18 protein-coding genes and 1 pseudogene are annotated in these 22,957 nt (G+C 60.3%); 9 read left to right on the forward strand and 10 right to left on the reverse strand.

Annotated elements, in window-relative coordinates; genetic code table 11:
• Positions 1-138 precede the first annotated feature (138 nt).
• The gene (gene ercA, locus PspS34_RS12255) at positions 139-1,302 is read left to right on the forward strand and encodes an alcohol dehydrogenase-like regulatory protein ErcA (RefSeq protein WP_057715188.1); all 1,164 of its coding nucleotides are present in this window, start codon (positions 139-141) and stop codon (positions 1,300-1,302) included.
• Entirely contained in the window at positions 1,286-3,022 is a 1,737-nt protein-coding gene (locus tag PspS34_RS12260; protein ID WP_159389817.1) for a NahK/ErcS family hybrid sensor histidine kinase/response regulator, read from the forward strand. The genes ercA and PspS34_RS12260 overlap by 17 nt, the downstream gene beginning before the upstream one ends.
• On the opposite strand, the gene PspS34_RS12265 is transcribed toward PspS34_RS12260, so the two are convergent.
• Positions 2,998-3,888, reverse strand: a complete 891-nt coding sequence (locus PspS34_RS12265) for an aldose 1-epimerase (protein WP_159389818.1) — start codon at positions 3,886-3,888, stop codon at positions 2,998-3,000. The genes PspS34_RS12260 and PspS34_RS12265 overlap by 25 nt on opposite strands.
• 393 nt (positions 3,889-4,281) lie before the next feature.
• Here PspS34_RS12265 and PspS34_RS12270 point away from each other — a divergent pair, with 393 nt between their 5' ends.
• Complete coding sequence (locus PspS34_RS12270; protein WP_008046717.1) at positions 4,282-4,902, forward strand: TetR/AcrR family transcriptional regulator; 621 nt, start codon at positions 4,282-4,284, stop codon at positions 4,900-4,902.
• A gap of 52 nt (positions 4,903-4,954) precedes the next feature.
• On the opposite strand, the gene PspS34_RS12275 is transcribed toward PspS34_RS12270, so the two are convergent.
• The 4 genes from PspS34_RS12275 to hydA all read right to left on the reverse strand — a co-directional run bounded on the left by PspS34_RS12275 (position 4,955) and on the right by hydA (position 10,493).
• Positions 4,955-6,193: an RHS repeat-associated core domain-containing protein gene (locus PspS34_RS12275; RefSeq protein ID WP_238786599.1), complete on the reverse strand. Its 1,239-nt coding sequence runs from the start codon at positions 6,191-6,193 to the stop codon at positions 4,955-4,957.
• 57 nt (positions 6,194-6,250) lie between these two features.
• Positions 6,251-7,525: an NAD-dependent dihydropyrimidine dehydrogenase subunit PreA gene (gene preA, locus PspS34_RS12280; protein ID WP_102672357.1), complete on the reverse strand. Its 1,275-nt coding sequence runs from the start codon at positions 7,523-7,525 to the stop codon at positions 6,251-6,253.
• The gene (locus PspS34_RS12285; protein ID WP_154860149.1) at positions 7,526-8,893 is read right to left on the reverse strand and encodes an NAD(P)-dependent oxidoreductase; all 1,368 of its coding nucleotides are present in this window, start codon (positions 8,891-8,893) and stop codon (positions 7,526-7,528) included.
• 160 nt (positions 8,894-9,053) lie between these two features.
• A complete protein-coding gene (gene hydA, locus PspS34_RS12290; protein WP_090454976.1) occupies positions 9,054-10,493 on the reverse strand; it encodes a dihydropyrimidinase in 1,440 nt (479 codons plus the stop codon).
• A 553-nt stretch (positions 10,494-11,046) separates the two neighbouring features.
• Between hydA and PspS34_RS12295 the strand changes: the two genes are divergently transcribed.
• The 5 genes and pseudogenes from PspS34_RS12295 to PspS34_RS12315 all read left to right on the forward strand — a co-directional run bounded on the left by PspS34_RS12295 (position 11,047) and on the right by PspS34_RS12315 (position 16,169).
• The gene (locus PspS34_RS12295; protein ID WP_159389819.1) at positions 11,047-12,531 is read left to right on the forward strand and encodes an NCS1 family nucleobase:cation symporter-1; all 1,485 of its coding nucleotides are present in this window, start codon (positions 11,047-11,049) and stop codon (positions 12,529-12,531) included.
• 142 nt (positions 12,532-12,673) lie between these two features.
• A complete protein-coding gene (locus PspS34_RS12300) occupies positions 12,674-13,957 on the forward strand; it encodes a Zn-dependent hydrolase (protein WP_154860146.1) in 1,284 nt (427 codons plus the stop codon).
• Positions 13,958-14,051: 94 nt separating this feature from the next.
• Complete coding sequence (locus PspS34_RS12305) at positions 14,052-14,486, forward strand: carboxymuconolactone decarboxylase family protein (protein ID WP_159389820.1); 435 nt, start codon at positions 14,052-14,054, stop codon at positions 14,484-14,486.
• Between the two features lie 3 nt (positions 14,487-14,489).
• Complete coding sequence (sigJ, locus tag PspS34_RS12310) at positions 14,490-15,383, forward strand: RNA polymerase sigma factor SigJ (protein WP_159389821.1); 894 nt, start codon at positions 14,490-14,492, stop codon at positions 15,381-15,383.
• A 143-nt stretch (positions 15,384-15,526) separates the two neighbouring features.
• A pseudogene (locus tag PspS34_RS12315) lies at positions 15,527-16,169 on the forward strand (LuxR C-terminal-related transcriptional regulator).
• Positions 16,170-16,753: 584 nt separating this feature from the next.
• Here the strand turns inward: PspS34_RS12315 and PspS34_RS12320 are convergent.
• The 5 genes from PspS34_RS12320 to PspS34_RS12340 all read right to left on the reverse strand — a co-directional run bounded on the left by PspS34_RS12320 (position 16,754) and on the right by PspS34_RS12340 (position 21,017).
• Positions 16,754-17,521, reverse strand: coding sequence for an SDR family oxidoreductase (locus PspS34_RS12320; protein WP_159389822.1), 768 nt, complete (start codon positions 17,519-17,521; stop codon positions 16,754-16,756).
• Positions 17,522-17,658: 137 nt separating this feature from the next.
• The gene (locus tag PspS34_RS12325; protein WP_057715177.1) at positions 17,659-18,726 is read right to left on the reverse strand and encodes a phosphotransferase family protein; all 1,068 of its coding nucleotides are present in this window, start codon (positions 18,724-18,726) and stop codon (positions 17,659-17,661) included.
• Positions 18,727-18,870: 144 nt separating this feature from the next.
• Complete coding sequence (locus PspS34_RS12330) at positions 18,871-19,836, reverse strand: 2-hydroxyacid dehydrogenase (RefSeq protein ID WP_154860141.1); 966 nt, start codon at positions 19,834-19,836, stop codon at positions 18,871-18,873.
• A 181-nt stretch (positions 19,837-20,017) separates the two neighbouring features.
• A complete protein-coding gene (locus tag PspS34_RS12335; RefSeq protein ID WP_159389823.1) occupies positions 20,018-20,605 on the reverse strand; it encodes a TetR/AcrR family transcriptional regulator in 588 nt (195 codons plus the stop codon).
• A gap of 28 nt (positions 20,606-20,633) precedes the next feature.
• Positions 20,634-21,017, reverse strand: a complete 384-nt coding sequence (locus tag PspS34_RS12340) for a tautomerase family protein (RefSeq protein ID WP_154860139.1) — start codon at positions 21,015-21,017, stop codon at positions 20,634-20,636.
• A 365-nt stretch (positions 21,018-21,382) separates the two neighbouring features.
• Between PspS34_RS12340 and PspS34_RS12345 the strand changes: the two genes are divergently transcribed.
• On the forward strand, positions 21,383-22,663 hold the full coding sequence (locus PspS34_RS12345; RefSeq protein ID WP_057715067.1) for a serine/threonine transporter: 1,281 nt from the start codon (positions 21,383-21,385) through the stop codon (positions 22,661-22,663).
• The last annotated feature ends 294 nt before the right edge of the window (positions 22,664-22,957 follow it).

Raw genomic sequence — 22,957 nt, forward strand, 5'->3', positions numbered from 1 at the left:
AGCCCGCTCCCACAGGGGGGCCGCGGTGAATTCGAATCTGAGTACGCCCCAGCCTGCTACCCATTGGTCTGATTGCATTCGCAGCTGGATGGTTTAGTGTGGTTTCTACCTTCCAAAACAATAAAAACAGGCTTTCCAATGAGCCAGAGTCTCAACCAGCTGCGCAAGTTCGTTTCCCCTGAAATCATCTTCGGTGCCGGTAGCCGACACAGTGTCGGCAATTACGCCAAGACCTTTGGCGCACGCAAGGTGCTGGTGGTCAGCGATCCCGGCGTGATCGCCGCCGGCTGGGTCGCCGATGTCGAGGCCAGCCTGCAAGCGCTGGGCATCGAATACTGCCTGTACAGCGATGTCTCGCCCAACCCACGGGTCGAAGAGGTGATGCTCGGTGCCGAGATGTATCGGGAAAACCACTGCGACGTGATCGTCGCCGTCGGTGGTGGCAGCCCGATGGACTGCGGCAAAGGCATCGGCATCGTCGTCGCCCATGGCCGCAGCATTCTCGATTTCGAGGGCGTGGACACCATCCGCGTGCCCAGCCCGCCGCTGATCCTGATTCCGACCACCGCCGGCACCTCGGCCGATGTCTCGCAATTCGTGATCATTTCCAATCAGCAGGAGCGCATGAAGTTCTCCATCGTCAGCAAGGCCGTGGTGCCGGACGTTTCGCTGATCGACCCGGAAACCACCCTGAGCATGGACCCGTTCCTGTCGGCCTGTACCGGCATCGACGCGCTGGTGCATGCCATCGAAGCCTTCGTGTCCACCGGCCATGGGCCGTTGACCGACCCCCATGCGCTGGAAGCGATGCGCCTGATCAATGGCAACCTGGTGCAGATGATCGCCAACCCGACCGACATCGCCCTGCGCGAGAAGATCATGCTCGGCAGCATGCAGGCCGGGCTTGCGTTCTCCAACGCCATCCTGGGCGCCGTGCATGCCATGTCCCACAGCCTCGGCGGCTTTCTGGACCTGCCCCACGGCCTGTGCAACGCGGTGCTCGTCGAGCATGTGGTGGCCTTCAATTACAACTCGGCACCGGAGCGCTTCAAGGTGATCGCCGAGACCTTCGGCATCGACTGCCGAGGCCTGAATCACCGGCAGATCTGTGGGCGCCTGGTCGAACACCTGATCGCCCTCAAGCACGCCATCGGCTTTCACGAAACCCTCGGTTTGCATGGCGTCAGGACCTCGGACATTCCGTTCCTGTCGCAGCATGCGATGCATGATCCGTGCATCCTGACCAACCCGCGCGAATCCAGCCAGCGTGATGTCGAGGTCGTCTATGGCGAAGCCCTCTGACGAGCAACAACGCGCCCTGGCCGGGCTGCTGGGGCTGGGCAGCCATTCGGCGCGCAAGAGTCATTACCCGGAACTGGCCGCGCGCCTGGATGATCTGGAAGCCGAGCGTAACCGCTACAAGTGGCTGTTCGAAAACGCGGTGCACGGGATCTTCCAGGCCAGCCTGCACGATGGCATGCGTGCCGCCAACCCGGCGCTGGCACGCATGCTTGGCTATCAGGACCCGCAGGAGGTGCTGTTCTCCCTGACCGACCTGGCCGGCGCCCTGTTTGTCGACGGCGCGCAGGAGCTGGAAAACATCGGCGAGATCCTCAGGCACCAGCGCAGCCTGCACGGCTATGAAACCCGCTTGCGCCGCAAGGACGGCAGCCATCTCGATGTGTTGATGAACCTGCTGCTCAAGCCCGGCCAGGAAGGGCTGGTGGAGGGGTTCGTCTCCGATATCACCGAGCGCAAACAGGCCCAGCAACGCCTGCAGCAACTCAATGACGAACTGGAGCTGCGCGTCGTCTCGCGCACCAATGAACTGCTCGAAGCCAACCGCAACCTTCAGCAGCAGATCATCCAGCGTAAACAGATCGCCAAGGCCTTGCGCGATGCCCGCGATGCCGCCGAGGCCGCCAATCACAGCAAGGACAAATACCTCGCCGCCGCCAGCCACGACCTGCTGCAACCGCTGAACGCCGCGCGGTTGCTGATTTCGACCTTGCGCGAACGCCAATTGCCGGAAGCCGAACAGGTGCTGGTGGAACGCACTCACCAGGCCCTGGAAGGGGCCGAAGACCTGCTGACGGATCTGCTCGACATTTCCCGGCTCGATCAGGCCGCGGTCAAGCCGGACATCGCGTCGTACCGCCTCGACGAACTGCTTGGGCCGCTGGTGTCGGAGTTCCAGTCCGTCGCCCAGGCGGCCGGCTTGAACCTGCGGGTGCGCATGGCCGATTACGCCATCAGCACCGACTTGCGCCTGATGACGCGGATCCTGCGCAACTTCCTCAGCAATGCCTGCCGCTACACCGATGAAGGCAGCATCCTGCTGGCGGTAAGGCGTCGGGGCGAGATGCTGCGCCTGGAGGTCTGGGACACCGGGCGTGGCATCGCCGCCGACCGGCTCGATTCGATCTTCCTCGAGTTCAACCAACTGGACGTCGGTCGCGCCGCCGACCGCAAGGGCGTGGGCCTGGGGCTGGCGATCGTCGAGCGCATCGCCAAGATCCTTGGCTATAGGATCGGCGTGTACTCGTTGCCGGGGCGGGGTTCGATGTTCAGCATCGAGGTGCCGATATCCGACGAGGTTCCGTTGCCCGTGAGCCAGGCGGTACCACAACCGGGCACCGGCAATCCGTTGCCGGGCCGCCGTTTACTGGTGATCGACAACGAAGTGAGCATTCTCGAAAGCATGGGCGCGTTGCTCGGGCAGTGGGGCTGCGACGTTCTGGTCGCCACCGATGAAGCGGCTGCGCTGACGGCGCTAAGCGGACAGGCGCCGGAGCTGATTCTCGCGGACTATCACCTCGATCACGGGGTGGTCGGCTGTGATGTGGTGCGACATTTACGCGAGCATTTCCACCAGGACATTCCCGCGGTGATCATTACCGCCGACCGCACCGACCAATGTCGGCGTGCGTTGCAGCGGCTCAACGCACCCTTGCTGAACAAACCGGTGAAGCCCGGCAAGTTGCGAGCGGTGTTGAGTCAACTGTTGGGAGCATCTGCCTGAAGCGGTCGATACTGCAGGGTGAAACCCAGTTCGGTGGATTGGCCCTGTTCCAGCAAACGCAACCCCGGCCGACCGGGCAGGTGGTGCGCGTTGACCGGATGGCTCACCGGCTCGATGCAGAAAAACTCCAGGCCCACGGGGCAGTACAGCAGGTAGTAATCGCTGCCGGTGGCCTGGCAGTCGAGCGTGTAACCAAGATCCGCTTGCTCGATCAGGCAGTGACCGTTCCATTCGCAGAAGCCATTGTCCACCAGCGATTCGGGCAATGCCTTCAGTTGCTGGAAATCCCACTCGAGCGGCAATGCGCTGAGTTCTGTCGGCAGTTTTGCCCTGTCGCACAACCACACATGCCGGGCAGGTGCCTGTAGTCGGGTGTTCGCGGTGCGCGGCAGATACGGATGCAATCCCAGGCCATGCCACGCAGCGTGCTCGGCCAGGTGTGTGACGTGCAGTTCGATGCTCAGCTTGCCCGCGCTCAATTGGAAACGTTGCCGGGTGCGATAAGCGAAGGGGGTTGTGCCGTCGAGTTGCAGGACCACTTCATTTTCCGACCGGGAAACCACGTCCCACGGCTGCTGCCAGGCGCTGCCGTGAATCGGCAGGGGATCGGTGAGGCTGTTGGGCGCCAGTGCCAGCCAGCCATCGGGGCAATCGAAACCGCCATCGGCGATGCGGTTGGACCAGGGGATCAAGGGAAAGCAGCCGAGTTTGCCGGGCAGGCCGGTATTCAGGGCGTGCTCATCGGCGTGCCGCAACAAGGGCTGTCCGGTGCTGCGCACCGTCCAGTTGACGATGCTGGCGCCAAGCTCGGGTGCGAGGGTGAGGCGGGTGAATTCGTCTTCGAGTTCGATCAGTGTTAGCGACATGTTGACCTGCTGTGTGATTTTCAAGGCTTGCACCGTTCCCTGTGGCGAGGGGGCTTGCCCCCGTTGGGTCGCGAAGCGGCCCCTACGACTTTCAGGCATATCGAGGAGTTTATATTTACGACTGCTGCGCAGCCGAACGGGGGCAAGCCCCCTCGCCACAAAAGCTCGCTCCCACAAGGGATTGGATTGTCAGCTGGAAATCATCGGAGGCAGCGTGCCGAGCAGGGCCGCGACGGTCAGGTTTTTCCTGAGCAACATCGTGGGTACCTCAGGCAGTTTCCAAGTGCGCAGAGTTTAGCTTTACGACAGTGGCTGCACGAAGTTTCGTTTTCCCCTGTCGCCGCGATCCAGAGCGGATGCTAGTCTTGCTCAACGTTGTTGTCGGGGATCCGCATGGGCAATCACAAGATCGAGATTCGTCGCAGTAACGTCGAAAAAATCCTGCTGGGGGCGGAAAAAGTCTTCGCTGAAAAGGGCTTTGGCAGCACCGCCATGGCCGACATCGCCGCTGAAGTACAACTGCCGCGCTCCAACCTGCACTACTACTTCAGCACCAAGACCGAGTTGTACAGCGCCGTGCTGTTCGACTTGCTGGAAGTCTGGAAGCAGGATGCGCTGTGCTTCGAGATGTTCGATGACCCGCGTGTGGTGCTCAGCAGCTACATCCGCGCCAAGATGAACCATTCCCGCAGCCGGCCCTATGGCTCGAAAGTCTGGGCCAACGAAATCATCCATGGCGCGCCGACCCTCGGCGAAGCGCTGGATGCGAGCCTGTACGACTGGGCCAAGATGAAGGAAGCGAAAATCCGCCAGTGGGTGGACGACAAACGCATCCTGCCGGTGGAGCCCTCGAGCCTGCTGTACATGATCTGGGCCTCGACCCAGCACTACGCCGACTTCGATCACCAGGTGAATATTCTCAACGACCATCAGCCGCTGTCGGACATGCAGTTCGAGAAAGCGGTGCAGACGGTGACCAGTGTGATTTTGCGGGGGATTGGGTTGGAGCCCTAGAAGCGTCGGCGAAGGGGTAAGCAACTTAGTTAATGGTGAGTTGTGTTTTACTTCATGAGGTTCGAACTTTTTTCGCTGTCAGATCAATTGCTTTAATTGCCTGAGCTTTAAAGGTTCGAAGAGCGCGAAGATAGTTTACTCGATGCATATTAATTTCTGTTTTCGATGCGTTGCGATTTTTAGCCTCTTCAAGTTCACCTCGGCGCCTGTTCAGTTTATCTTGGTATTTTGAAGGGGGCGTCGGATGGTGTCCTGGGTTTTCAGAAATATATTTATCGTATTCTTTAGCCCTGTTTTTCAGATTTCTAGTAGCCAACGTACTTTTAGATGGAGTTTTTCTTGGTCTTTGATTGGTCTTTAGCTGGCTCTTGGGAATTGCTACTGGCACGCCAAGCTCAAATTGAGGGGCGTGTGCGATTGGTTGAACCGCTGTTGATATAGTTGCCTTGGTTGGACCAGTTGCTGGCTTTGCTATGCTATTTGATTTTTTAGCAATACCTGGCAATTGGAAGTGATTTAGAACAATACGTAATTTAATATTTCCTGTCGGGTCTTGGAAATTGATCGGATCTCCCCCGCAGTACGCATATGGATTAATCCCACCTTCACCAAAAGGACTCAACTCATCCGGACTGTTAAATCGCATCAATACCGGATTAAAAGCCCGCTTCCCTTGCCCTAGCAAATAATGACCAGTAATACCGTCAAGGCATTCACCGTTAAACCCGAGCAAACTGCTCAATCCACTGTCAGCCGGACGGTGTCCGTACGCGGAGTAAGCCATGCGCTCGCGACCGGTCGCTGAAAGGGTTTGCAATACCGAATGCGCCTGATCTGTTGCCAATAGAAGGGTGTCAGTGGCGCCGGCCAGGGTCTGCCGTTGCGCCAAGGGTTGCTCCCCATGACGAAGGATCGTTTGCTGATCCTCTTCCCCCAGTTCCGTCACCAGGTCGTTCTCTTGATAGAAGCGTTGTGTGAATGCCTGCTCTTGCGCCTGCAATCCCGCCAGGCGGTCCAGGGGATCGTATTTATAGCGACGCAGTATTTTCATGGGACGAATTCCCTTCGGCAATTTGACCGAATCAGCCTCAGACTTTTTTGGCGGAGCGTCTACTAGCAGAACTGATAGGCAATGAGGTGTTTTGGCGATGATCAGGGGGATATCAGCGTTTGGTGCAGTCGCAAGAGATTGGATTGACGCCTTGAGATTTGTGTTGCAGTGGCTGGCCTCTTCGCGAGCAAGCCCGCTCCCACAGGGATCATTGGTGTACTCAGGTTTGATGTACGACACAAATCCACTGTGGGAGCGAGCTTGCTCGCGAAGGCGTCAGCTCAGGCGCCGCCGGCATCAAGGGCTGACGTGATACGGATTCCTCGGATCATGATTCCAGTCCAGGAACGGCTTGCCGGTCTCCACCGGCACCATCTCGATGCAGTCCTGCACAGGGCAGGTGATCTGGCACAGGTTGCAGCCCACGCACTCCTCATCGATCACTTGATACTTGTGAGTGCCATCCGCTTGCTTGAGGCTGGCCACGGCCTGGTGCGAGGTGTCTTCACAAGCGATATGGCAGCGACCGCAACCGATACAAGCCTCCTGATCGATTTTCGCGATCACCTGGTAGTTGATGTCCAGGTACTTCCAGTCCGTGGTGTTGCCCACCGCGCGGCCGGAAAATTCCGAAATGCTGGCATAGCCCTGACTGTCCATCCAGCGTGACAAGCCGTCCTTCATGTCTTCGACAATCCGGAAGCCATGCAGCATCGCCGCCGTGCAGACCTGCACCGAGCCACTGCCGAGCGCGATGAATTCCGCCGCATCGCGCCAGTTGCCAATGCCGCCGATCCCGCTGATCGGCAGGCCCTGGGTCTGCGGGTCGCGGGCGATTTCGGCGACCATGTTCAAGGCAATCGGCTTGACGGCCGAGCCGCAGTAACCGCCGTGGGTGCTTTGGCTGCCGACCATGGGATTGGCGACCATGCGTTCGAGGTTAACGCTGGTGATCGAATTGATGGTGTTGATCAGCGACACCGCATCGGCACCGCCACGGTGGGCGGCGCGGGCGGCGACACGGATGTCGGTGATGTTCGGCGTGAGCTTGACGATCACCGGCAGCGAGCAATACGTTTTGCACCAGCGGGTGACCTGTTCCACGTATTCCGGCACCTGGCCGACCGCCGCGCCCATGCCGCGTTCCGGCATGCCGTGGGGGCAACCGAAGTTCAGCTCGATGCCGTCGGCGCCAGTGGCTTCCACCAGCGGCAGGATGTGTTTCCAGGATTCTTCGACGCAGGGCACCATCAAGGACACGATCAGCGCACGGTCCGGCCAGTCCTTTTTGACCTGGGTGATTTCCCGCAGGTTGATCTCCAGCGAGCGGTCGGTGATCAGCTCGATGTTGTTAAAGCCCAGCACCTCCCGGTTAGCCCCGAAGTGTGCCGAGTAGCGCGACGACACGTTCACCGCCGCCGGGTCTTCACCCAGGGTTTTCCAGACCACGCCACCCCAGCCGGCCTCGAAGGCGCGGACCACGTTGTAGGCCTTGTCGGTCGGCGGCGCGGAGGCCAGCCAGAATGGATTGGGTGCTTTGATGCCGGCGAAGACAATCGACAGATCGGCCATTTACGCAGCCTCCACGTTGAGCATCAGTTGAGCGTTGATCGCCTCGGCGGCGCGCTTGCCATGCTGCACGGCTTGCACGGTAAGGTCTTGATCGAGGCTGGTGCAGTCGCCGCCGGCATACACGCCGGGGATGCTGGTGCGCAGTTGCTCATCGACTTCGATGCGTTCGCCCTGACGCTTGAGTTCTCGGGCCAGCGGATCGCTGAGGGCGCTGCCGTCGAAGGTCTGGCCGATGGCCTTGAAGATCGCGTCGGCGGCCAGTTCGAAGGTTTCACCGGTGGTTTGCAGGCGGTCTTCCACCAGACGGGTGCGGGCGAAACGCATGCCGCGCACGCGGCCATGGTCATCGAGCAACACTTCTTCGGGTTGAGCCCAGGTCATCAGCCGCACCTGATTGGCCTTGGCAATCTCCTGTTCGTGATGGGTGGCCCCCATGTCCTCGATGCCACGGCGGTACACCAGATTCACATCGTGGGCGCCGAGGCGGGCCATTTGCACCGCCATGTCGATGGCGGTGTTGCCTGCGCCGAGGACAATGCAGTGGTCGGCCAGGGGCAGTTGGCTCAGGTCATCGGCCTGGCGCAGTTCGCGGATGTAGTCGGTGGCGGCGAGCAGGCCGGGGGCGTCTTCGTGGGCCAGACCCAGTTGTTTGCTGGCATTGAGCCCGAGGCCGAGGAACACCGCATCGAACTGTTGATGCAGTTCACTGAGGGTCAGGTTCTCCCCGAGTTTCTGCCCGTGGCGGATTTCGATGCCGCCAATCTCCAACAAGAACTCAAGCTCCTTTTGCGCGTAGTCATCCACCAGTTTGTATTTGGCGATTCCGTACTCGTTGAGGCCGCCAGCCTTTTCCCGCGCCTCGAAAATCACCACGTCATGCCCGTGCATGGCACTGCGGTGGGCGCAGGACAAACCGGCCGGACCGGCACCCACCACGGCGATGCGTTTGCCGGTGGCCGCGGCGCGGGGGAAGGGGTGTTCGCTGAAGTGCGCGTTGTCCACGGCATAGCGCTGCAACAGACCGATCATCACTGGCGCACATTCGTGGGCGTTGTTGCGCACGCAGGCTTGCTGGCAAAGAATCTCCGTCGGGCACACCCGGGCGCAACTGCCGCCGAGGATGTTGGCCGAGAGGATTTTCTGCGCGGCGCCTTGCACGTTGTCCTGCGCAATGTTGCGGATGAACGAGGGAATGTCGATCTCGCTCGGACAGGCATTCACGCAGGGGGCGTCGTAGCAATACAGGCAGCGCGAGGCTTCCAGGTGCGCCTGGCGCTCGTTGAGCGGCGGCGCCAGATCGGTGAAATGGCCGGCGAGGGCGGCCGCATTCTCAACGGGATGCGGGAGGTGGTCCAGGGTCTTGATCACGGTTTTGGCCTCACGGTTATTTGAGGTGCTGCCTCTGAATGGGCATTGTTTTTCGTTGTCTGTACCGGCCTCTTCGCGAGCAAGCCCGCTCCCACAGGTTTTGTGAACACCCGAGATCCCTGTGGGAGCGAGCTTGCTCGCGATAGGCCGAAGGCCGCTTTCAGCGTTTCACGGCAACCGGCTGATTCAACTCGGCCCGCTTGCTCAGCAAATCAAACACCGCCGGATACGCCGGTCGTTCGATGTAGCGCCCGGCCCCGCGTTCGGCCCGCAGGTCGCCGTCGGCCCAGACCACGCGGCCCTGGCTGATGGTGTGGCTGGGCACGCCGCGCACGGTCTTGCCTTCGAAGATGTTGAAGTCCACCTGCTGATGGTGGGTCTTGGCGGAAATGGTCCGCGTGCCTTGCGGGTCCCACAGCACCAGGTCGGCATCGGCACCCACACGAATCGCGCCTTTGCGTGGGTAGAGGTTGAAGATCTTCGCCGTGTTGGTGGACGTCAGCGCGACGAATTGCTGCATCGAAAAGCGTCCGCTGTTCACGCCTTCATCCCACAACACCGCCATGCGGTCTTCGATGCCGGCGGTGCCGTTGGGGATCTTGCTGAAGTCGTCGCGGCCAGCGGCTTTTTGCTCGGCGCAGAAGCAGCAGTGGTCGGTGGCGGTGGTGTGCAGGTTGCCCGATTGCAGGCCATGCCAGAGCGCCTCTTGATGGCCGCGGGGGCGGAACGGCGGGCTCATCACGTAACCGGCGGCGGTTTGCCAGTCCGGATCGCGGTAGACGCTGTCGTCCAGCAGCAGGTGCCCGGCCAGTACTTCGCCGTAGACCGGCTGGCCCTTGCCCCGGGCGTAGGTGATTTCGTCCAGGGCTTCCTTGGTCGAGACGTGCACCAGATACAGTGGCGTGCCCAGGGTTTCGGCGATGCGGATCGCCCGGCTCGCGGCCTCGCCCTCAACCTGTGAAGGCCGCGACAGCGGATGCGCTTCCGGTCCGGTGATGCCCTGGGCCATCAGCTTGCGTTGCAGGTGATACACCAGTTCACCGTTTTCCGCATGAACGGTCGGCACCGCGCCCAGTTCCAGGCAGCGTTCGAAACTCGCCACCAGGGTGTCATCGGCGGCCATGATCGCGTTCTTGTAGGCCATGAAATGCTTGAAGCTGTTGACGCCGTGCTGGCTGACCAGTTCGGCCATTTCTTCGCGGACCTGTTCGCTCCACCAGGTGATGGCGACGTGAAAGCCATAGTCCGACGCCGACTTCTCGGCCCAGCCGCGCCACTGATGGAAGGCTTCGAGCAAGGATTGCTGCGGGTTGGGAATCACGAAGTCGATGATCGACGTGGTGCCGCCGGCCAGTCCGGCCGCCGTGCCGCTGTAGAAGTCTTCGCTGGCCACGGTGCCCATGAAGGGCAGTTGCATGTGGGTGTGCGGGTCGATGCCGCCGGGCATCAGGTATTGGCCGCTGCCGTCGAGCACTTCGGCGCCTGCAGGTACATCGAGATTTTCGCCGATGGCCTTGATCACGCCGTCTGCGCAATACACATCGGCGCGATAACTTTCATCATGGGTAATCAGGGTGGCGCCACGGATCAACAGAGACATTCCGAGTTCCTCGCAGGCAATGACCGGTTTATGCCGGTTCTAGATGTTCTATATAAAAACAGCCCGGTCAGATTTATTCCTGTCAGTGCTGTCAGGATTAAACGCTAGCTGCAGTTATCCGAATCGGCAAGAATATTTTTTATAAGCTTATGCAGTTATTAACTAATTGATATTAAAAGATTAATTATAAGAATCACCAAAATGGTGAAGCCGTTCACCATTTTGACGCACTTGACAGGATCGAAAAATAGTCAAGATTTCTTATGTGAAATCAGCTGTTTGAGTATGGTCTATGGTTGATGCGCAGCCATTGAAAAAAAGATCAACGCACCAGATTGAGTCCTGACTGTCAGGACAACTTGCCTGGCATTCGGCCTGAGTGGCATGACATGCAACTGAGGACTGCATCGTTGACTGCATAAAACTGATAAACATCAGTTGCTTACAGAGTGTTTATGGAACTGCCCGATGCGTAAGCGGGGCACCCGGCACGTTTATTGATGCCGCCAGCCCCCGATGAGCAAAAAATAATTCAAAGAACAGTGGAGCGGCCATGCAACAGATCAGATCGCAAGTGACCGAGCGCGACGGCTTGTTCGAGCTTGAAGCCGGCAGCGATGTCCTCGACAGTCCCCGTTACAACCACGACATTGCACCGACCAAGGTGCGTGAACGCACCTGGAACAAATGGCACATCACCGCGCTGTGGGTAGGCATGGCGATCTGCGTGCCGACCTACACCCTTGGTGGTGTGCTGACCGCGTACTTCGGCCTGACCGTCGGTGAAGCGCTGCTGGCGATTCTGTTTGCCAACATCATCGTGCTGATTCCCCTGACGCTTAACGCCTTTCCCGGCACCAAATACGGTATTCCCTTTCCGGTGTTGCTGCGCTCGTCCTTCGGCGTGCTCGGCTCCAACATTCCGTGCCTGATCCGCGCCCTGGTGGCGTGTGGCTGGTTCGGCATCCAGACCATGTTCGGCGGGCTGGCGATTCACCTGTTCCTCGGCTCGGTGTTCGAGGGCTGGAAGTCCCTGGGCGGCACCGGTGAGGTCATCGGCTTCATGGTGTTCTGGGCGCTGAACCTGTGGGTGGTGATTCGCGGTGCCGAGTCGATCAAATGGCTGGAAACGCTCTCGGCACCGCTGTTGGTGCTGGTGGGGGTAGGGCTGTTGGTGTGGGCCATGCCCAACGTGTCGATGACCGAGTTACTGGCGATCCCGGCCAAGCGCCCCGAAGGCGCGGGCGTGGCCAGTTACTTCGCGGCCGGGCTGACCGCGATGGTCGGGTTCTGGGCCACGCTGTCGCTGAACATCCCCGACTTCAGCCGCTACGCGAAAAGCCAGAAGGACCAGATTGTCGGGCAGATCATCGGCTTGCCGCTGACCATGTTCCTGTTTGCCTCCCTGGGCGTGGTGATGACCGCCGCCTCGGTGAAGCTGGTGGGGGTGACGGTGTCCGACCCGGTGACCCTGATCGGCCATATCCAGAGTCCGGTCTGGGTGGCGCTGGCCATGGCGCTGATCATCATCGCCACGCTGTCGACCAACACCGCAGCCAATATCGTATCGCCCACCAACGATTTCCAGAACATCGCCCCCAAGGCGATCAACCGGACCAAAGCGGTAATCCTCACCGGGCTGGTCGGACTGGCGCTGATGGCCCATGAACTGCTGAAAAAGCTCGGCCTGATCGTTTCCGATCTCAGCCTGGAAACGGTCTATTCCAACTGGTTGCTCGGCTATTCCAGCCTGCTGGGGCCGATCGCCGGGATCATGGTGGTGGACTATTTCCTGATCAAGAAGCAGCAACTGGACCTCGCCGGCCTGTATCGCGATGACGTGTATCCGGCGTGGAACTGGAGCGGGTTCATCGCGTTTGGTGTGCCGGTGGTGCTGACGCTGCTGTCCCTGGGCAGCGATGCGTTCAGCTGGTTCTACAGCTATGGCTGGTTCACTGGCTCGGCGCTGGGTGGGGTTATTTATTACGGGTTGAGTGTGATACGGCCTAGTCCGTCTGTCGCGAAATCTGCGGTGTGATGACTGGCCTCTTCGCGAGCAAGCCCGCTCCCACACGGGGAATGCATTCCAAAGGTGGGAGCGGGCTTGCTCGCGAAGAGGGCCTCAAACACACCAAAAAATGCTTGAGAGAAACCGATAAGAACAGCCTGAGGAGATCATCATGAACGCGGCCGTAGACGTTCTGCAGTCCAGCCATCAGCACATCAACCGCGACCGCCTGTGGCAATCGCTCATGGAACTGGCCAGGCTCGGCGCCACGGTCAAGGGCGGCGTGTGTCGCCTGGCCCTGACCGATCTGGATCGCCAGGCCCGGGACATCTTCGTCAAATGGTGTATCGATGCCGGCTGCACCGTCAGCATCGACGCCGTCGGCAACATCTTCGCCCGTCGCCCCGGGCGCAATCCCGACCTGCCACCGGTGATGACCGGCAGCCACATCGACACCCAGCCCACCGGCGGCAAGTTCGATGGCTGCTTCGGTGTGCTGGCCGGCGTCGAAGTGCTGCGTACCCTCAACGACCTCAACATCGAAACCGAAGCGCCGCTGGAAGTGGTGGTCTGGACCAACGAAGAAGGCTCGCGCTTCGCCCCGTGCATGATGGGTTCCGGCGTGTTCGCGGAAAAATTCACCCTCGAGGAAACCCTGGCCAAGGTCGATGCCGAGGGCGTGACGGTGGGGCAGGCACTGAATGCCATTGGTTACGCCGGGCCGCGCAAAGTCAGCGGCCACAAAGTCGGCGCCTACTTTGAAGCCCACATCGAGCAAGGCCCGATACTGGAAGACGAACGCAAGACCATAGGCGTGGTCATGGGCGCCCTCGGGCAGAAATGGTTTGACCTCAAGCTGCGCGGCGTCGAAGCCCACGCCGGCCCGACCCCGATGCACCTGCGCAAGGACGCTCTGGTCGGCGCCGCGGTGATCGTCGGTGCGCTCAACCGCGCCGCCCTCAGCCATCAACCCCATGCCTGCGGCACCGTCGGTTGCCTGCAAGCCTATCCCGGCTCGCGCAACGTCATCCCTGGCGAAGTGCGCATGACCCTGGACTTCCGGCACCTGGAACCGGCGCGCCTGGACTCGATGATTGCCGAAGTGCGTGAAGTCATCGAAACCACCTGCGACGAACACGGCCTGACCTTCGAACTCACGCCAACGGCCGACTTCCCACCGTTGTACTTCGACAAGGGCTGCGTCGAAGCGGTACGCGGCGCCGCCCAAAGCCTGGGCCTGTCGCATATGGACATTGTCAGCGGCGCGGGCCACGACGCGATCTTCCTCGCCGAACTCGGCCCGGCCGGGATGATCTTCGTGCCGTGCGAAGGCGGCATCAGCCACAACGAAATCGAAAACGCCGCGCCGGATGACCTGGCGGCCGGGTGTGCGGTGCTGTTGCGGGCAATGCTGGCGGCTTCGGCGGCACTTGCGAAGGGAGAGTTGGCTGCTTGAACCGAGTGACGTGCGCTGAATGAATCAGCGCACGTCACAACCCCCAACCCTCAATCGTCATCCTGTTGAATCCCTCAATCAGTGGAGCAACACGATGTCGTCCAACACCCAAGCGGTCAACCTGCTGCAATCGATTCCACAGGTTTTCGAAAGCCTGACCCAGGTTCATGTCGCGCTCGATCAGCATGATCTTGATCCAGGCCTCAAGCACTTGATCCACCTGCGCGCCTCGCAGATCAACCAATGCGGTTTTTGCGTGAAGATGCACACCCGCGAAGCCCGGGAAGCCAATGAAACCGACGAGCGTCTGGATCGCCTGATCGTCTGGCGTCACGTCAGTGATTTCAGCCCTGCGGAGCGCGCCGCGCTGGCGTGGACCGAAGCCTTGACGGTACTGGATGAAAAAACCGATTACGCCAGCCTGCGCGGTGAACTGAGGGCGTATTTCAATGACGAACAGATCGGCGCCTTGACGGCCGAGATCGGCATGATCAACCTGTGGAACCGCTTGCAGGTGTCGAGGCACTGATTGATGAACTGCGCTGAAAACGCCGCCACTGTGTTCGAGCAGCGGCGGCCCTTTTTGCTTGGTCTGGCCTATCGCATTCTCGGTTCGCGCGCCGAAGCCGAGGATGCGGTGCAAGAGTTGTTCATCAAGTGGCTGGAGGCCGACCGGGCCTCCATCGCCACGCCGGCCGCCTGGCTTACCACCGCCTGCACCCGCCATTGCATTGACCTGCTACGGTCGGCGCACAAGTCCCGGGTAGATTACATCGGTACCTGGCTGCCGGAGCCGATCCACACGGCGCATCAGGACTCACCCGAGCACATGCATGAACTGGCTTCGTCGCTGTCCACCGCGTTCGTGTTGTTGCTGGAGCGGCTGACACCCAAGGAGCGTGCCGCGTACCTGCTGTACGAAATCTTCGACATGGATTACCCGCAGGTTGCCGATGCGGTCGGGGTGCAGGAAGCCGCTTGCCGCAAACTGGTGTCTCGGGCCAAGGCGAGTCTTGGCAGTGCCCAGGCCCGCTATCAACCGGAACCTGCTCGCCAAAACCAGTTGCTCAGTGCCTTCCACAACGCCATCACCAGTGGTTCCACGGCGAACTTGAGCGTGATACTGAGCGAAGACGTCGAACTCTGCGCCGACAGCGGCGGCAAGGCTTCGGCGATCCGTGAAACGCTGTTTGGCATCGAAAGCGTGCTGGATTTCATTGGCCAGTCGTTGCACGCCTATTGGCAAACCTGTGAATGGCTGCCCGTTGAAATCAATGGGGCCCGAGGCGCCATCATCAAGGCCGACGGTGTTATCACCGCGTCGATGACGTTTGCTTTCGATGAAACCGGGCGGGTGAATCGGGTTTTCATCATGCGTAATCCGGACAAGTTGGCGGGGCTTGACGCGTCCTTTAACGTGCAATAGTCAAAGGACCACCGGCCCTCCAGGCTTTTCGCTGACCAACTCCACCGCTTTCGCGAGCAAGCCCGCTGCCCCAAGGTTCGTTGCACTAACCAAAACTCCGGCGGTCGTATTCTTCACAGGGGCACCATACTTGTGGAGTCGAAATGAGCCAGCACGTCCTGACCTCGGAGACCAATCGTCGCCAGTTGCAGCAAATCATCGCCGGCTTGTCCGACGGGGTGATTCTGCTCGATCCCGACCAGAGCATCCTGTGGGCCAACGAGGCTGCGCTGGCCATGCACGGTGCCTCGCAGATCAGCGACCTGGGCAGCAACGCCAAGGCCTATGTCAAACGCTTCGCCTTGCGTTATCGCAACAATCACCTCGTGCCGGCCGACAGCTACCCGATCAGTCGGGTGGCCCGTGGCGAGACGTTCAGCGATGTGCTGGTGGAGGTGACATCGGCGGGGAACGAAGCGCGCACCTGGGTCCATCGCGTGCGCAGCCTGGTATTGGTTGACGGCCGTGGCAAGCCGGAATCGCTGGTCTTGATCATGGACGATGTCACCGACCGGGCCAGCACTGGGCAACTAACCGCCCGTGAGCGCGATGTACTGGGTCTGATCTGCGAAGGCCTGGCCGACAAGGACATCGCCGCGCGCCTGAAACTGGCACCGAACACAGTGCGCAACCATGTGGCGACGGTGTACTCCAAGCTCAATGTGCACAGCCGCAGCGAGGCGATTGTCTGGGCGCGGGAGCGGGGGACTGTTCTCTGGTGAATCCCGGTCGAAGGGGCAGGGTTAACCTACAAACGCACTATCGGTCACCGCATTGACCGAAGAACTGCGTTACGAACTGGACAGCAATTCCTTGCAGCGCCCTGATTCGGTGATGTAAGAAGTGTCAGCTTTTACGGGTGCTGGCTACGGATTTGGCTATAAGTGATTCGCAGATATTTATTTTTTTGACAGGTGCATGGATTTTGCGCGCCGGTTTTGTTGTCACAAAAATGTGTCTATCACTTATCGCGGGTCAACCTATGAAAACTCTTGGGAAACGCGTTATCTCACCCTTGTCGCTGGCATTCTGCGTGGCGATCCTCGGCGGCTGTGCCAGTCCGCCACCCCCTCCAGCGGTCACTCCACCCCCTCCTGAACGCACTTGCCAGGCCATGGATAAAACCGATGTCCTGGGCGATGTACGGGCTGAAGACGGGCAGGTGACCCGAGTCACCACCACGACTCGTTGCGTCACGCAGTAAATCCGGGTTTCACTCTGTGGGAGCGAGCTTGCTCGCGATAGCGGGGTATCGGTCAATATCGATGTTGAACCTGATAACGCCATCGCGAGCAAGCTCGCTCCCACAGGGATTTGTGCTGTTCAGATGATCAGGACAGGAAGCCGCCATCCACATTCAGCGAAACGCCGGTGGTGTAGCTGGAAGCATCGCTGGCCAGGTACAGCACTGCGCCGGCCATTTCGCTTGGGTCAGCCACGCGCTTGAGCGGGATCTGTTGCAAAGCGGTGTTCAGGATGGCTTCGTTGTTCACCAGTGCCGAGGCGAACTTGGTGTCGGTCAGACCCGGCAGCAAGGCATTGCAGCGAATCCCGAATTGCGCACATTCCTTGGCGAAGACTTTGGTCATGTTGATCACCGCCGCCTTGGTCACCGAGTAGATGCCCTGGAAGATACCCGGTGAAACACCGTTGATCGACGCCACGTTGATGATGCTGCCGCCGCCGTTTTCGCGCATCAGCTTGCCGGCTTCGACCGACATGAAGAAGTAGCCGCGGATGTTCACGTCGACGGTTTTCTGGAAGGCGCTGAGGTCGGTGTCCAGCACGTTGCAGAACTGCGGGTTGGTCGCGGCGTTGTTGACCAGGATGTCCAGGCGCCCGAACTGTTCCTTGATGCCGGCGAAGACCTGGCTGATCTGTTCCATCTCGCCGATGTGGCAGGCAATGGCGGTGGCCTTGCCGCCGGCGGCGATGATGGCGTCGGCGACGTGCTGGCAGCCTTCAAGCTTGCGGCTCGACACGATCACGTGGGCGCCTTGCTGGGCCAGTAGTTTGGCGATGGCTTCACCGATGCCACGGCTGGCGCCGGAGACGAAAGCGATCTTGCCGTCGAGGTCGAACAACTGAGTCTTGGACATGGGATTCCCTTATGAAAAGTCTTGTTATCGAGTCAAATGCCGTGTTGCGGCTAATGCTGTTCAGTTGAGGCCAGTCAGTGCGCGTTGTCGTTCACGATCTTCGCGAGCGGGCTCGCTCCTACAGGGATCGCATACGGTCAGAGGCTGGATTTCGAAATGACCTGCAAGCTCATCTGCTCCAGCAGCTTGTTCATGTGAATGAACTGCGCGAAGCGTTTGTCCTGGGTCTGGCCATGGTAGAAGCGGTAGTAGATCTGCTGCACGATGCCAGCCAGGCGGAACAGGCCGTAGGTGTAGTAGAAGTCGAAATTGTCGATGCGTATGCCCGAGCGTTCGGCATAGTAATCGACGAACTCGCGGCGGGTGAGCATGCCCGGCGCGTGGCTCGGCTGGCGGCGCATCATCTGCACCGGCGCCGGATCATCGGCTTCGATCCAGTAGGCGAGGGTGTTGCCCAGGTCCATCAGCGGATCGCCCAGGGTGGTCAGTTCCCAGTCGAGCACGCCGATGATCTGCATCGGGTTGTTCGGGTCGAGGATCACGTTGTCGAAGCGGTAGTCGTTGTGCACGATGCTGGAGGTCGGATGGTCGGCCGGCATCTTGTCGTTGAGCCAGGCCTTGACCGCTTCCCATTGTGGCGCATCGGGGGTCAGGGCCTTTTCGTAGCGATCGCTCCAGCCTTTGATTTGTCGCGCCACGTAGCCTTCGGGTTTACCCAGGTCACCCAGGCCGTAGGCGTTGTAGTCGACGCGATGCAGTTCCACGAACTTGTCGATGAAACTCTTGCACAGGGCTTCGGTTTTCGCCGAATCCAGGCCCAGCTCCGGCGGCAGGTCCGAGCGCAGGATGATGCCGTTGACCCGTTCCATGACATAGAACTCGGCACCGATCACCGATTCGTCGGTGCAGTGCACGTAGGCTTTCGGGCAGTACGGAAAACCGTCGCGCAGTTGATTGAGGATGCGGAATTCACGGCCCATGTCGTGGGCCGACTTGGCCTTGTGGCCGAAGGGCGGGCGACGCAGGACGAATTCCTGTTCGGGGTATTCCAGCAAGTAAGTGAGGTTTGAAGCGCCGCCCGGAAACTGGCTGATCCGTGGCAAGCCGCTGAGCCCTGGAATATGGGCCTTGAGGTACGGATCGATCAGGCCGGCATCGAGCTCTTCGCCGGTGCGGGTACGGGTGGACTGGTCAGTAAGCGCCATGCTTATCCCTTCTGCTTATTCTGGAGGCCTGAAACTATTGGCTAATCTAATGCGCACACTGCGCACCTACAACCGCGAACGGCTCTTATAGGTGAGCGTGTTGCCGGCCAATCATTGTTTTTGATACAGCTGTTTGAATCGCCATCAATGGGCGAGCCGGCTCTGGGCCGCCGGCAGTTCGATCGGCGTGAGCACCGGTTGGCCGGAGAAAAACGCCACGAGGTTCTTGCCCACCATTTCGACGGTGCCCTGGGTGGCTTCCGGGGACAGCCCGGCGACATGGGGGGTGAGGATCACGTTGCTCAGGGTCTTGAGTGCATCCGGCACCTTCGGTTCGGCGTCGAACACGTCGAGTGCGGCGCCGGCGATCCGGCGTTGTTCAAGTGCGCTGATCAGGTCGGTGGTGACGATCACGCTGGCGCGGGCGATGTTGACGATGAACCCGTTGGGACCCAGGGCATCGAGGACCGCTTTGTTGATCAGGTGTCTGGTCCCGAGACCACCCGGGGTCGCGACGATCAAAAAGTCCGAAGCACGTGCCAGTTCAGTGGGGGTGGAGCAGAAGGTGTAGGGCACATCGCTGCGATGCTGGCGATTGTGGTAACTCACCGCCATGTCGAAGCCATTGGCCGCGCGTTTGGCGATGGCCATGCCGACGGCGCCGAGGCCGAGGATGCCCAGGCGTTTGCCAGCGAGGGAAGGGCGCATGATCTTCGGCCACTCACCGCGCCGAACGGCGGCATCACAGCGGGGTATGTCGCGCACCAGCGACAGCAGCAGCGCCATCGCATGGTCGGCGACGGACGAGGCGTTGACCCCGGCGCCATTGGTGACGGTGATGCCCCGGTTGGCGGCGGCCAGCAGGTCGACGTGTTCATAGCCGGCGCCGATCACGCAAATGATCTTGAGGCTGGGCAGGGCGGCGATTTCATCGGCATACAGCCCCAGCGGGCCACGGGTGAGGACGGCGTCGATCTGCCCGGCGTGGTGGGCAATGGCTTCGGCGCGCTCGGCGGGCGTCGGGGCCAGGATCAGGTGAAAGCCCTGATGTTCGAGGATAGGCAGGTACTCATTGATGGTTTCAACCAGTACCAGAACGGTTACAGGCATGCTTGGCTCCCTGTGGGCATCGAAAAATCGGCTCGAACGTCACTTGAGATTGCTGATTTCAGGGCGGCTTGGCAACCACCAGCGATCGCAGTTCGTGGCAGCTCCTGCGCCATTGTGGACACTGCGCTGAGTGTAGGAGCCGGTAATGCCTGCGATCTTTTATTGCGTGGGGGCGGGCGATTTACTTCGACGGCGTGAGGGCGGCCCGGGCAGCTTCGAGAATTTCATCCGATAGCGGGTCGCCTCGGGTGGCCCGGGACAGCATCAGCGCACCGAACATCAGCGAATACTGCACCAGCGCCTGCTGCCGTTTGCCGGCTTCGTCCTCTGCGTCCAGCAGCGAGCCGAGGGAATCGAGCAGGTTGTTCAGGCCTTGCAGATAGGTTTGGCGCAGTCCGCTCTCGGCGGCCTCATGGCACATGTCCCCGGCAAAGGCCACCACCGGGCAGCTGTCGCCCGGATTGTCCCGGCTTTCGTTGGACAGGTAGGTTTCGACCACGGCACGGCGGGCGGCGTCCTTGCCGTCATGCTCGGCCACCCGTCCTGTCCAGCGTTGCGCGGCCTGCTCGAAAGCCCGGCCGCTGGCCTCTTGCGCCAGGGCTTCCCTGGATTCGAAGTGCCCGTAGAAACCGCCGTGGGTCAGGCCCGCGGCGGCCATCACATCGACCACACTGATCCCGTGCAAGCCGCGTTCACGAAACAGCCGGGTGGCGGCATCGACGATGGTCTCGCGGTTGAGGTCGGCTTGTTTGCGGGAAACTCGGGGCATGGGTCATTCTCGGTTTGCAGGTGGACTATCAGAGGGCGTATTGGGCAATCCCGTTGCCGAACGACCAGTTCTCTTTTTTCACTTCCACCAGATTGATGAAAACGTCCTCCAGGCGCACCGCCAGCTCTGCGTTAAGGCTTTCGGCGATGGTTTTGTAGAGGTCTTTTTTCTGCTCCAGGGTTCGCCCTTCGTTGAGGGTGATCTGGATGACGACCAGGTTATCGGTGCGGTTGATGCCCAGATACTCGGGATCAAAGATGAAATGCTGCTCGTCGTGTTCGGCCAGGATCTGGAAGTTGTCGTGTTCAGGCACGCCAATGGTCTGGCGCATGGCGGCATAGATCAGTTGCCCGATGCGTCTGGCGTGGGTGGGGTCCCGGTGTTTTTGGATGTCGACGCGAACCAGTGGCATGGGCAGACTCCAGAAGGAATGCAGGTCGGTTAAAAATACATGATGGTGAACCTTTATCAAGCGGTGGATGCTGTCTGGCGATGAAACGTAGCCTCGAAAACACTGCAATTCCTTGTGGGAGCGAGCTTGCTCGCGATAGCGGTGTGTCTGGCAAGTGGTTGTTGGATGTGCCGAAGCCATCGCGAGCAAGCTCGCTCCCACAGGGGGTTTTCGCCTACCTGGTACCACCGTTCCTCACCTAAGTCTTTGCTTCTGCTCACTAATCCTCCAGAATCGCGCCCCTGTTTCGGCCGGGCGCCGCCTGTCGGGTATTCCGACGCGTCCTGGCCGGGTGGCAAGTGACCGGAATGTGGAGATCCCACCGGATGAATGATCAGGCCAATAGCGTTAACGAACGCTATGTAGACGCGACACCCGCGACGCTTACAAGCTGGAATCGCCAAGACACCACCTGGATGCTGGGCCTGTTTGGCACGGCGATTGGTGCCGGAACCCTGTTTTTGCCGATCAACGCAGGCCTGGGCGGTTTCTGGCCGCTGCTGATCCTGGCGTTGCTGGCGTTTCCGATGACGTTCTACGCACACCGCGGGCTGACCCGTTTCGTGTTGTCCGGGCGCGAAGGCGCCGACATCACTGAAGTGGTGGAAGAACATTTCGGCATCAAGGCCGGCGCGCTGATCACGCTGTTGTACTTCTTCGCGATCTTCCCGATCCTGCTGATATACAGCGTGGCGCTGACCAACACCGTGGGCAGTTTCCTTGAGCATCAATTGCACATCACGCCGCCACCGCGCGCCGTGTTGTCGCTGGTGCTGATCCTTGGCCTGCTGGCCGTGGTGCGCTGCGGCGAGCAAATGATCGTCAAGGCCATGAGCCTGATGGTTTACCCGTTCATCGTCGCGCTGCTGTTTCTGGCGGTGTACCTGATTCCGCACTGGAACGGCGGCATTCTCGCCACCGCGAGCCAAGTGCCTGCGCCGTCTGCGCTGCTGCACACCTTGTGGCTGGCGATTCCGGTGATGGTGTTCTCGTTCAACCACTCGCCGATCATCTCGGCGTTTGCGGTCGACCAGAAGCGTCGTTATGGCGAACACGCCGAGGAACGCAGCTCGCAGATCCTGTCCCGTGCCCATCTGTTGATGGTAGTGATGGTGCTGTTCTTCGTCTTCAGTTGCGTGCTGACCCTGTCGCCAGCGCAACTGGCTGAAGCCAAGGCGCAGAACCTGTCGATCCTGTCGTACCTGGCCAACCACTTCAGCAATCCGACCATTGCTTTCGCGGCGCCGTTGATTGCCTTCGTGGCCATTTCCAAGTCGTTCCTGGGGCACTACATCGGCGCCAGCGAAGGCCTCAAGGGTCTGATCGTCAAGAGCGGCAAGCGTCCGTCCGCCAAGGCCCTGGACCGTATGACCGCCGCGTTCATGCTGGTGGTGTGCTGGATCGTCGCCACGCTGAACCCGAGCATCCTCGGCATGATCGAAACCCTCGGTGGCCCGGTGATCGCGGCGATCCTGTTCCTGATGCCGATGTACGCCATCCGCAAGGTGCCGGCGATGGCACGCTATCGCGGTCAGGCGTCCAATGTCTTCGTGACGGCGGTGGGCCTGGTGGCGATTTCGGCGTTGGTCTATTCGCTGAGTGCGTGATTGCTGTTTGATTTGCTGAGTGAATGACGGCTGATCCGGTTTTCGGGTTGGCCGTTTTTTTTGGGGGGCTCGGGGGTATTCGGTCTGCCGCGGTCGGCTGTAGGAGCGAGCCTGCTCGCGAAAAACGCCGGGACACCGCGGGGATTCAGACAGCCTGCGTTATCGTTGACGACCATCGCGAGCAGGCTCGCTCCTACAGAGGTTCGGGGACCTCAGTCAGAGCCAGGTCGGCTCGCGGAACAAATAGCAGCCATTACTCCAGAAACGGATATACACACAAAAAACAGCCATAAA

Origin of the sequence: Pseudomonas sp. S34 (assembly GCF_009866745.1) — a bacterium.
Classification (GTDB): domain Bacteria; phylum Pseudomonadota; class Gammaproteobacteria; order Pseudomonadales; family Pseudomonadaceae; genus Aquipseudomonas; species Aquipseudomonas jessenii.

Coding starts and splice junctions, on each gene's coding strand:
- PspS34_RS12305 (WP_159389820.1), top strand. CDS start 14,052: ATGTCGTCCAACACCCAAGCGGTCAACCTGCTGCAATCGATTCCACAG.
- sigJ (WP_159389821.1), top strand. CDS start 14,490: ATGAACTGCGCTGAAAACGCCGCCACTGTGTTCGAGCAGCGGCGGCCC.
- ercA (WP_057715188.1), top strand. CDS start 139: ATGAGCCAGAGTCTCAACCAGCTGCGCAAGTTCGTTTCCCCTGAAATC.
- PspS34_RS12300 (WP_154860146.1), top strand. CDS start 12,674: ATGAACGCGGCCGTAGACGTTCTGCAGTCCAGCCATCAGCACATCAAC.
- PspS34_RS12335 (WP_159389823.1), bottom strand. CDS start 20,605: ATGCCCCGAGTTTCCCGCAAACAAGCCGACCTCAACCGCGAGACCATC.
- PspS34_RS12340 (WP_154860139.1), bottom strand. CDS start 21,017: ATGCCACTGGTTCGCGTCGACATCCAAAAACACCGGGACCCCACCCAC.
- preA (WP_102672357.1), bottom strand. CDS start 7,525: ATGGCCGATCTGTCGATTGTCTTCGCCGGCATCAAAGCACCCAATCCA.
- PspS34_RS12320 (WP_159389822.1), bottom strand. CDS start 17,521: ATGTCCAAGACTCAGTTGTTCGACCTCGACGGCAAGATCGCTTTCGTC.
- hydA (WP_090454976.1), bottom strand. CDS start 10,493: ATGTCTCTGTTGATCCGTGGCGCCACCCTGATTACCCATGATGAAAGT.
- PspS34_RS12330 (WP_154860141.1), bottom strand. CDS start 19,836: ATGCCTGTAACCGTTCTGGTACTGGTTGAAACCATCAATGAGTACCTG.
- PspS34_RS12265 (WP_159389818.1), bottom strand. CDS start 3,888: ATGTCGCTAACACTGATCGAACTCGAAGACGAATTCACCCGCCTCACC.
- PspS34_RS12325 (WP_057715177.1), bottom strand. CDS start 18,726: ATGGCGCTTACTGACCAGTCCACCCGTACCCGCACCGGCGAAGAGCTC.
- PspS34_RS12345 (WP_057715067.1), top strand. CDS start 21,383: ATGAATGATCAGGCCAATAGCGTTAACGAACGCTATGTAGACGCGACA.
- PspS34_RS12295 (WP_159389819.1), top strand. CDS start 11,047: ATGCAACAGATCAGATCGCAAGTGACCGAGCGCGACGGCTTGTTCGAG.
- PspS34_RS12270 (WP_008046717.1), top strand. CDS start 4,282: ATGGGCAATCACAAGATCGAGATTCGTCGCAGTAACGTCGAAAAAATC.
- PspS34_RS12260 (WP_159389817.1), top strand. CDS start 1,286: ATGGCGAAGCCCTCTGACGAGCAACAACGCGCCCTGGCCGGGCTGCTG.